At 40.6% G+C, this 8,555-nt stretch carries 8 protein-coding genes; 2 read left to right on the top strand and 6 right to left on the bottom strand.

Annotated features, from left to right (window positions below):
• Nucleotides 1-239: 239 nt before the first annotated feature.
• The 6 genes from KKD20_05150 to KKD20_05125 all read right to left on the bottom strand — a co-directional run bounded on the left by KKD20_05150 (nt 240) and on the right by KKD20_05125 (nt 6,348).
• Nucleotides 240-1,280, bottom strand: coding sequence for an alpha-ketoacid dehydrogenase subunit beta (locus tag KKD20_05150; GenBank protein ID MBU4332477.1), 1,041 nt, complete (start codon nt 1,278-1,280; stop codon nt 240-242).
• Nucleotides 1,281-1,584: 304 nt separating this feature from the next.
• A complete protein-coding gene (locus KKD20_05145) occupies nt 1,585-2,583 on the bottom strand; it encodes a thiamine pyrophosphate-dependent dehydrogenase E1 component subunit alpha (GenBank protein ID MBU4332476.1) in 999 nt (332 codons plus the stop codon).
• Between the two features lie 68 nt (nt 2,584-2,651).
• Complete coding sequence (locus KKD20_05140) at nt 2,652-3,737, bottom strand: radical SAM protein (protein MBU4332475.1); 1,086 nt, start codon at nt 3,735-3,737, stop codon at nt 2,652-2,654.
• Between the two features lie 179 nt (nt 3,738-3,916).
• The gene (locus tag KKD20_05135; GenBank protein ID MBU4332474.1) at nt 3,917-4,483 is read right to left on the bottom strand and encodes a DUF3800 domain-containing protein; all 567 of its coding nucleotides are present in this window, start codon (nt 4,481-4,483) and stop codon (nt 3,917-3,919) included.
• Between the two features lie 178 nt (nt 4,484-4,661).
• Complete coding sequence (locus tag KKD20_05130) at nt 4,662-5,621, bottom strand: PHP domain-containing protein (protein MBU4332473.1); 960 nt, start codon at nt 5,619-5,621, stop codon at nt 4,662-4,664.
• A 58-nt stretch (nt 5,622-5,679) separates the two neighbouring features.
• Nucleotides 5,680-6,348: a histidine phosphatase family protein gene (locus KKD20_05125; protein MBU4332472.1), complete on the bottom strand. Its 669-nt coding sequence runs from the start codon at nt 6,346-6,348 to the stop codon at nt 5,680-5,682.
• Between the two features lie 166 nt (nt 6,349-6,514).
• Between KKD20_05125 and KKD20_05120 the strand changes: the two genes are divergently transcribed.
• Both KKD20_05120 and KKD20_05115 read left to right on the top strand, forming a co-directional pair.
• Nucleotides 6,515-6,955, top strand: coding sequence for a hypothetical protein (locus tag KKD20_05120; GenBank protein MBU4332471.1), 441 nt, complete (start codon nt 6,515-6,517; stop codon nt 6,953-6,955).
• Between the two features lie 126 nt (nt 6,956-7,081).
• Nucleotides 7,082-8,548: a B12-binding domain-containing radical SAM protein gene (locus tag KKD20_05115; protein ID MBU4332470.1), complete on the top strand. Its 1,467-nt coding sequence runs from the start codon at nt 7,082-7,084 to the stop codon at nt 8,546-8,548.
• Nucleotides 8,549-8,555 lie beyond the last annotated feature (7 nt).

The following is an 8,555-nucleotide window of genomic DNA, read 5'->3' as shown; positions in this document are numbered from 1 at the left end:
GAGTTTTCTCTTGGCTTAAAGATACTTGCGGAAGACATCGAGGAATTACTAAAGACAAAAGAGCTTCTTTTCTTACTTGGTATATCCATTTTAAATATCTTGATAAAGGTTAAATCACCAACACTTTTTGACCATTAAGCCTAAAAATACAAGAATAAAATAATATAAAAATATAAAAATAAAATTGATATTGTGTCCGTTCGTTATTTTTATATTTTTATATTCTTGTATTTTTAAGGTTAAAATGGCCCGGTAAAATTTTTATTTTCAACGCTTTTGGGCATGTTTTTAAGACTAATTTTTTTATTCGGGAATAATTTTTTTGCGGATTTGATTATATCGATTGCGCTAGGATAAAATAGTTCTTCTAATTTATAACTGCAAGGCGTGGGAGTGTCTAGAGCGGCGATTCGTTGGATTGGAGCTTTGAGATCTGGTTGAGCGTTTTCTGCAATCACAGCAGCGATTTCGGCAGTGACGCCAAAGCTCTTCCAGCCAGTGTCTGCAATAATAATGCGACCAGTTTTTTTAATTGAACGAATTATAGTTTGAGTGTCAAGCGGTTTGATGGTGCGCAGGTCGATGACTTCAGTACTGATATTATGCTTTTCCAAAACTGAAGCAGCGATCAGGGCGTCGCGAGTCATGATAGAGTCCGCAATAATGGTTAGGTCGGCTCCTTTTTGGATTATATTAGCTTTACCAATTGGGATAGTATAATATTTTTTAGGCACTTCATCTTCAAGATCAAAGAGGCGCCGGTGTTCAATAATGAGTACTGGATTTAAATCTTCCATTGCTGAAAGCAGGAGGCCTTTGGCGTCATATGCTGTTGCGGGCATTATGACTTTAATTCCCGGAGCATGGGCGAACATGGCTTGGGGGCTTTGGGAATGATGAACCCCTTGGCCCCAGCCCTGGCCGATAATAGCTCTGATAGTCAGAGGAATAGATTTGGTACCAGCATAGGTGAAGCGCCATTTAGCAGCTTGGTTAATAATTTGGTCTGCGCATACAAACAGAAAGTCACACCGAGCGTGAACCATCAAGGGGTGCATGCCAGTTAGGGCCGAACCAATAGCAATACCAGTTAAGCTGTTTTCTGCCAAAGGCATATCAAAAACCTTGGTTTTGCCAAATTTCTGGAAAGCTGGTTTGGTGGTATTAAAAATTCCTTTTGGGTCGTCAACGCCCAATCCCATTACATAAGCATTGGGATTTTTTTGCATAGCTTGAATTGTGGCCTCGGCAATTGCCTGGGCATAGGTTAATTTGCGCATAGATAATATGTGTCATAACGAGTAGTGAAATATTTGAAACGATCCTACAACTTTGTCATTGCGAGTCCTGAACTATACGTTAAGCTTAGGTTTTGGGCGAGCGTCCGTTCTTTGCTGTCATTGCGAGCGGAACGAAGCGACCAAAGGGAGCGGAGTGGAGCGTGGCAATCCCGTGGTAAATCCTGTAGATGGGATTCCCTTGTATGGCTATGTCCACAGGGTTTACCACGGGATTGCTTCGGTCGCTCCTTCGGGCCGCTCCCTCGCAATGACAGCGATGTGGCTTCGTTCGCAATGGTAGCTATCAATATACCAACTTCAACAAGTCATTTTTAGTCAAAGTAGGCAATGGACTTTTTTTAGCAAAATCAAAGGCTTCATTAATTTCTTTTTTGAGTCTGTCTTTTATTTTTTTGATTTCAGATTTAACAATTATTTTTTGACTTAAAAGATATTTTTCATAGTTTTTTACCGGGCATTTTTTTTGCCATTCTTTGAGTTCTTTTTTGGTGCGCCAGCCAAATTCGCAATCTTCGAATGGTCCGCAATGTTCAACCCAGCGGTAAGTGCGGGCTTCGATTAGGGTGGGACCAAGTCCTTGGCGAGCGCGATTGATTGCTTTTTGGGATTGTTTATAAATTTCTAAAATATTGTTGCCGTCGACTAAAATTCCAGGCATAAGATAATTTGTTGCATATTTATAGATATTTGGATTGACATTGGTGGTATGGGTGTGGGTTTGTACCGCATAAAAATTATTTTCACAGACAAAAATTACTGGCAATTTTTTTAAGGAGGCCCAATTTAATGTTTCTGCGAAGGTGCCTTCTTGGATCGAACCATCACCGAAGAAAGCAACGGCTACGCGTTTTTGATTTTGCATCATAAAACCCATGGCGGCGCCGGCGGCGATTGGGGTGTTGGCGCCGACGATGGCAGACCCGCCCATGACGCCAGCGTCAAAGTCAGCCAAATGCATAGATCCGCCGATACCACGATTACAACCAGTATCTTTGCCGTAAAACTCGGCAATCATTTTTTTTAAATCACCGCCCTTGGCAAGATAATGGCTGTGATAGCGGTGGGTGCCAAAAATCCAGTCATCCTGGTTGAGATTGGCGTTGACGCCGACGGCAATGGCTTCTTGGCCGATGGAGTAATGGATGGGGCATTTCATGAGTTGTTCTTCATGATGGACAGCAGTGGCCTCTTCGGTTAGGCGGATTTTGAGCAATTCAAACAAGAGCTTTTTATGATGCTCCAATGAAATATTTTTATCGTATTTTTGGAAGTTGATAAGCATAATTCGAAGCTACAAATATACGAATCGTATTTGCGGCATTCGCATTCATTTGTAGATTTGCATTATGTTTATATAAAATTTACATGTTCTGGTGGATTTTTTAGATTCCAGAGGTAGCGATTGACTTCATCCATGCGGCAGTTTTGCCGGCACTGGGAAATATCCAAGTTTTTTATAAATTCCCAATTTTTTCTTCTTTCTTCGCTTTCCCAAATTTCTTTGAAAGATTTTTCATTGATGTTGCCGATGCAAAATCGTTTGTCTCCCAGAAAAGCGCTGCAAGTATAAACATCGCCGTTAGCCATGATATAAGCCCAGAGAAATGGCGCGGCTAAACAATGGGGGTGGTCACGAGTGTCTGTGTCATATTTTTCCATGGTATGGCGTCGAAAAATTATATAAAAATTCTTATTTGATAATTTATTCAGCTCATCTTCTAAGTAAAGATATTTTTCATAATCAATATCTCGTTTGTTTTCGCTCATCAAATGTTGGGAATAAGGCTTAATAACCAGATAATCAACACCAATGTCATTGACGATTTTTGCTAAAGTCACGGCTTCCTGATGATTCTCGGGTATTAAGAGCATTTGAGTGCCGAGGGTTACTGGCAGATTGTTTTTCTCTTTTATTTCTTTAGCTTTTTTGAGGTTTTTTAAAACAGTGTCAAAATCTTCTTCTTTTGTACGGTGGATTTTAGCATAATTTTCTTTTGTCCCCGCATCAATACTGACTTTGAGCCAAGTGGTAATGGGCAGGGCGGTTTCCAAAAAATCCTCATTCATAAAAACGCCGTTAGTAGTAAAAGCCACATCCATGCCCAGGTCTTTGGTTTTGAGGGTGAAATCTCTAATTTTGGCGTGGATAAGGGGTTCGCCTTCACCGCCGTACATAACACTTTTGACCCGGCCAGCTGCCATGTCTTCAAGAGTTTTAAGATAATTTTCAGTGTTGATGCTGCCGGTTTTATAATCAAGATAATCCAAGGCGCAAAAAATACAGCGGTGGTTGCAAGCGCCGCAGGAAGAGACTTCTATATATAGGGGATAGATTTTTTTCGCCTTTTCCCAATCATCACCGGCCTCAAGCCACTGGGCCACTCTTTCCGGATGATGATTCATTTTATGACTGTCTATTTTGAATTTGTCGTTCATGTTTGTAAATTAAGAATTTACTATCGATGTGGATAAGTGAGTTTGACAAAATTTTTAGATATGATATACTAATAACAGATTCTTGGTGAAGGCCTGCCGTATGGCAGAGATGGGCTTCCTGATAATTATCAGGAAGATAGCCAAGATACTCATAAAGTCCCCGCATTATTGTGGGGACTTTATGGTACAACTTCCTGCAAATATCCCCTTTCCCTTGCTTGTCTAAAAGTACTTTTACTATCCTTATCATTTAAAAATGCGCTCCGTATGCACCCAGCCCACATATCAGCAAGACGAATAAGCGGCTCGCTTTCATCTCTTCTACTTTTCACTAAGCGTAGAGAAATACCACGGCTACGCAAAGCATTTGTAAGGCTTTTTGCTACTTTTTTATTAATACCGTCAACATAAATTCTTGCAGTATATTCGCCTTTTGCTGCTTGCGTAATTGCTCTTTCTACTAGATCAAGCATGGGGAAAAAGAAGGGAATTGGTTTCTGATATCGGCCAATATACACATCACGCGAACCAATTTTTCGATCAAGTATAAGGGCAAGATATTTCATCCTGCGATCATTCCTTAATTTGTGCCATTTTAGTTGGTGTGTCTTTGCTAATTCCTCAACCTCAAGAAGTTGTTTTCTGATTTGATATTGATATTTTGAGCTCACTACCGCAACGACAACAAATATCTCTGACTTTGTATCTTGACCTGACTCGTCAACATAACAATAAAGTTTTTGCATGGGGAGTTTTAAACATTAGAGTGTTAATAATGAGAGCAGTATGAACTGGGTTTACACAATATTGTTTTTTATATTATACTTCAAAAAGTTTTATTTGGCAAGAGGGTTTTTGTAAAAAAAAGAGCCTTGTGCGTCCTCCTGATTGCACAAGGCGTGGAATAATTAGATGTCAGTTTTTCTATGGTAACCTATCCATAAGTTGTTCAAAAACCCAACTTGGGGTTTGCGCTTCCTGCTTATCCCAGCAGCCCATAGTCGGCCGGCCGTTTGTTCCATGCCAATCAGAACCGCCGCTGACTGTCAGTTCGTGCTGGATAGCGAGTTCGAGGAAGTGTCTGATCTGTTCCTGGCTGTGGAAATACTGCCAAGCCTCAATTCCGTGACCACCCGCTTCAATAAAATATTGCAGGTGTTCTTCACTCCAGTTGGCGTATTCGCCGCCGGGATGAGCGGCGAAGAGAAGCCCGCCCATTTCTTCGGCTAGATCCACGGCGTGTTCTACGGTGAACTCCTTTGGACCACGCAGTACATAGGCGTTCATACCGAAGGCGTACAGATAGCGGTTTGCCCACCTAACGGGTGATTGTTCAATGTCCTCGGCCGTAATGTCCGGTTTGTGCTGTTTGGCAATTTCGAGGAGTGGGCCCCAGCTTTGAGGATTATTGGGTACATCATGCAAAATCCCAATTGCCGTGGCAAAATCTTCAAATTTTACCTCTGCAATTTCAGGGATTGTCAGACCGTTTTCCTCCAACTGTTTTAAACTCTGGGGCACGAAGATGGTCTGCCAGTATTGCATCAGGGGATCTACATATTCTTCTTTGAAGATTCTCCAGTCCAGTTTTCTCCCCAATATAGTTAGGTCGGGGATTGGACTGCAATAGCTTGGGTCTTGGCTCCATTCTTCGCTCAAAGGGAAGGCGGCATATATCTCGACTCCCTCTACATATTTGAGACCCGACGCCTTACATAACGAGATAAATTCGGGCATACCTTCTCCGTCGTTGTGATCGGTGAGCGCTAGGGATGCGACACCTCTCGCTTTCGCTTCTTCAATCGCGCTAGCGACGGTTTCAGATCCATCACTATGAACAGTGTGGAAATGAAAATCTGATAAGGCACTCCTCTTCGTATCCAATGGATACCTCCTCGCGTTACGGGTTTGTTGGAGCTGGCGGGAATACTATTGGAATTTTTTAATTTCCATAACCGCGTTTTCTCCTTTCTTCCTGGATGAATCTGGGATTAAAAAGAAGCCCTTGCTTGTCGGTGACCATTACCTTCCCTCGAAATCCAAGAATAAATCGGTCGCCGCTTTTCCGAATCGTCAGAAACTCGCCATGTCCCAAATCTTTTCCCCAACAAAGGCCAGTTTTTCGGAAGTGTTGTAGTAAAAGATAGTCTGGGCACGGGGCGTGAGTGACCACCAGCACTGTTTCCTTGCCCAAGCCTTCAACCAATTCAGTCAAAAAGTCGCAAAACCGTTGAGCCACCTCTTCATACTCTTCAAATTCTTCTGGCTGGGGTAAAATTGCGTAAACCACGCCAGTGGGAAACTTTGGATGCTGGCTAACCATCTCAAAGTGTTGGTCAAGACTCATTTTAGGGTCGGCAAGACGCGGGTCTTCAATAACCTCAGTCCAATCCGATTTGCCGATTTCTTTCAAAAGAAAAATGTCGGCTGTTTCTTTTGATCTTATTAAAGGACTACAGAAAATTCGGCGCATGGGTCTTTCTGGTTTCTGAATATAATCCCTAAAGATTGTTGCTACGGTTTCTGTTTCTCGCCTACCGTCAGCGCTCAAATGGCCATCATCTTGGCCAGGCTCACGGACATACTTTCCATGTCTGGTGATGACAATCATACTCATTCTGCACCTCCTTGAGTTAATCGGCTGGTTTGGGGTTTACTAAGTTGTAAAAGGGCAAAAAACACTACTTTAATGGTAGATGGTGTATTTTACTATATCTGTTTTTAAATGTCAAGAGATAACATTTTACTAAATTCTCAAAACTTGCTAAGATAAATTCATGAAAGTTAGTGTCCACGCCGCATCAACAGGAATAATAAGTTTACTTATTTTAGCAACAACCAACTGGCAAAACGGCTTGTTATTTTTTATCGGCGGAATTTTGGTTGATGTTGATCATTACCTAAAATTCGCCTGGAGAGTAAAAAATCCCAGCTTTATTAAAGCCTACAAAACTTGTTGCGAGTTATCCGAAAAAATCAAAAAAAATCCCAAACAATATTTAAGTTTATGCCATTTTCATACGATTGAATTTTTAATCATTGTTTTTGCATTAAGTTTGGCGTGGGGCAGTTATTTCCTGTTTTTCGGCATTTGTTTCCACTTTCTCCTTGATATCTTGGCCATGTTCATTTACCATTCCGTTGGCGTTCGGGAAATTTCAATCATCCGGTTCATGTTTAGGAAAAGAAAAGTTGAGAAAGAGAAGATTATTATATAAATTTCTAATTCACCTAATAAAATTCCAAATACCTAATGCCAAATTTCTAAAATTATTTTTTAACATTTTAGAATTAGAAATTAGACATTTTATTAGGAATTAGGTGAATTAGAAATTAGAAATTCTATGAAGATACTATTCTTATACAAACAAGTGGAATACATTGACCCCATGGGTATTATGCTGCTCTCGGCTTTGGCAAAACGAGCAGGGCATGAGACTTTTTTGAATGTGTTGGCGGATAATAATTTAGAAGAATCGCTCTCTAAAATTAAGCCGGATATTGTGGCGGCCAGCGCTAAAACCGGTGAGCATAAATATTACATTGAGGCCTTTAGGCGAATAAAAAAAAATTCTCCAACCACAATCACCAACATGGGTGGACCGCATCCGACTTTTTTTCCAGAGATAATTAACGAACCAAGTCTTGATGTTATTATTATCGGCGAGGGCGATGAGGCCTGGGTTGAACTGCTTAGAGCGCTTGAAAATAAGAATTCAGTTGAGCGTATAGACAATGTGTATACCAAGGAGATGAAAGCGCAGGGCAGAGAGCCGGTGTTGCGGTTTAAGAAAATTAATCTTGATGATTTACCGTTTTATGATCGTGATTTACTTTATAAAAATACCCGGCTTGGGCGGTTTCCAATGAGAAGTTTTATGGTTAGCCGGGGCTGTCCTTATCATTGCACTTATTGTTTTAATCATGTGTACAATGAGATGTATAAAAACAAAGGGCCGATCGTTACCCGAATGGGCGTAGACAGGATTATTGCGGAACTTAAAAACTTGAAAGAAAAATACGAGACGCAATTTATTAAATTTTATGACGACAACTTTGTTCTAGCTGACGATGAGTGGCTGACAGAATTCAGCGAAAAATACCCAAAAGAGATTGGCCTGCCGTTTCATTGTTTGATGCGAGCGAATAATTTAACAGAATCAATTCTTCTTAAACTCAAAAAAGCTGGTTTGGTTTCAATTAGTATGTCTATTGAGGCCGCTAATGACCGCTTACGGAATGAAATTTTTAAGCGAGGCATGACCAAAGAAGAAATTTTTCGGGCTTTTCTTTTGTGCCATAAACACAAGATCCCCACCTTTTGTAACACGATTTTTGGCATTCCAACTGGAAACATTAAAAATGACATTGAATCGCTTGATTTAAATCTGGAATGTAAGGTAACTTTTGGCGAGTTTCCGATTTTTTATCCTTATCCGCGAACTCATCTTGGAGAGTATGCTAAACAAAAAGGGCTTTTTGATGGAGATTTTGATAAATTGCATATGAGCTATCAGGCGGGATCGCCCTTAAATTGCTTTTCAGAGCAAGAGAAACTCCAGCAAATGAACCTTTCGCTTTTGGGCACTGTGGTTTTAAAATTTCCTTGGCTGCGGAATTTAACAGTTAAGCATTTGATAAATTGGCGATTGACCAAACTTTATTTTGTGGCCTATTATCTAACCAAGGCCTATTTAATCAAAACTAAAATTTATCCCATGAAGTTTTCGCTCGGCAATACTCTTCGCAGTGTTTATGAAAGCTTTATTTTGGAGAAGTTTAAGCATACGAGCGAAAAAACAGAAAAATAAAGCCTCA

Source organism: Patescibacteria group bacterium, assembly GCA_018896645.1.
Lineage (GTDB): Bacteria > Patescibacteriota > Patescibacteriia > UBA2591 > JABMQE01 > JAHIMF01.
Note: the sequence above shows the minus strand (reverse complement) of the source record. Positions and strands in the feature narration are given on the sequence as shown.

Bases quoted from the DNA above. Each gene is read 5' to 3' on its own strand.
- KKD20_05150 (MBU4332477.1), bottom strand. From the start codon at position 1,280: ATGCGCAAATTAACCTATGCCCAGGCAATTGCCGAGGCCACAATTCAA.
- KKD20_05135 (MBU4332474.1), bottom strand. From the start codon at position 4,483: ATGCAAAAACTTTATTGTTATGTTGACGAGTCAGGTCAAGATACAAAG.
- KKD20_05125 (MBU4332472.1), bottom strand. From the start codon at position 6,348: ATGATTGTCATCACCAGACATGGAAAGTATGTCCGTGAGCCTGGCCAA.
- KKD20_05145 (MBU4332476.1), bottom strand. From the start codon at position 2,583: ATGCTTATCAACTTCCAAAAATACGATAAAAATATTTCATTGGAGCAT.
- KKD20_05115 (MBU4332470.1), top strand. From the start codon at position 7,082: ATGAAGATACTATTCTTATACAAACAAGTGGAATACATTGACCCCATG.
- KKD20_05120 (MBU4332471.1), top strand. From the start codon at position 6,515: ATGAAAGTTAGTGTCCACGCCGCATCAACAGGAATAATAAGTTTACTT.
- KKD20_05140 (MBU4332475.1), bottom strand. From the start codon at position 3,737: ATGAACGACAAATTCAAAATAGACAGTCATAAAATGAATCATCATCCG.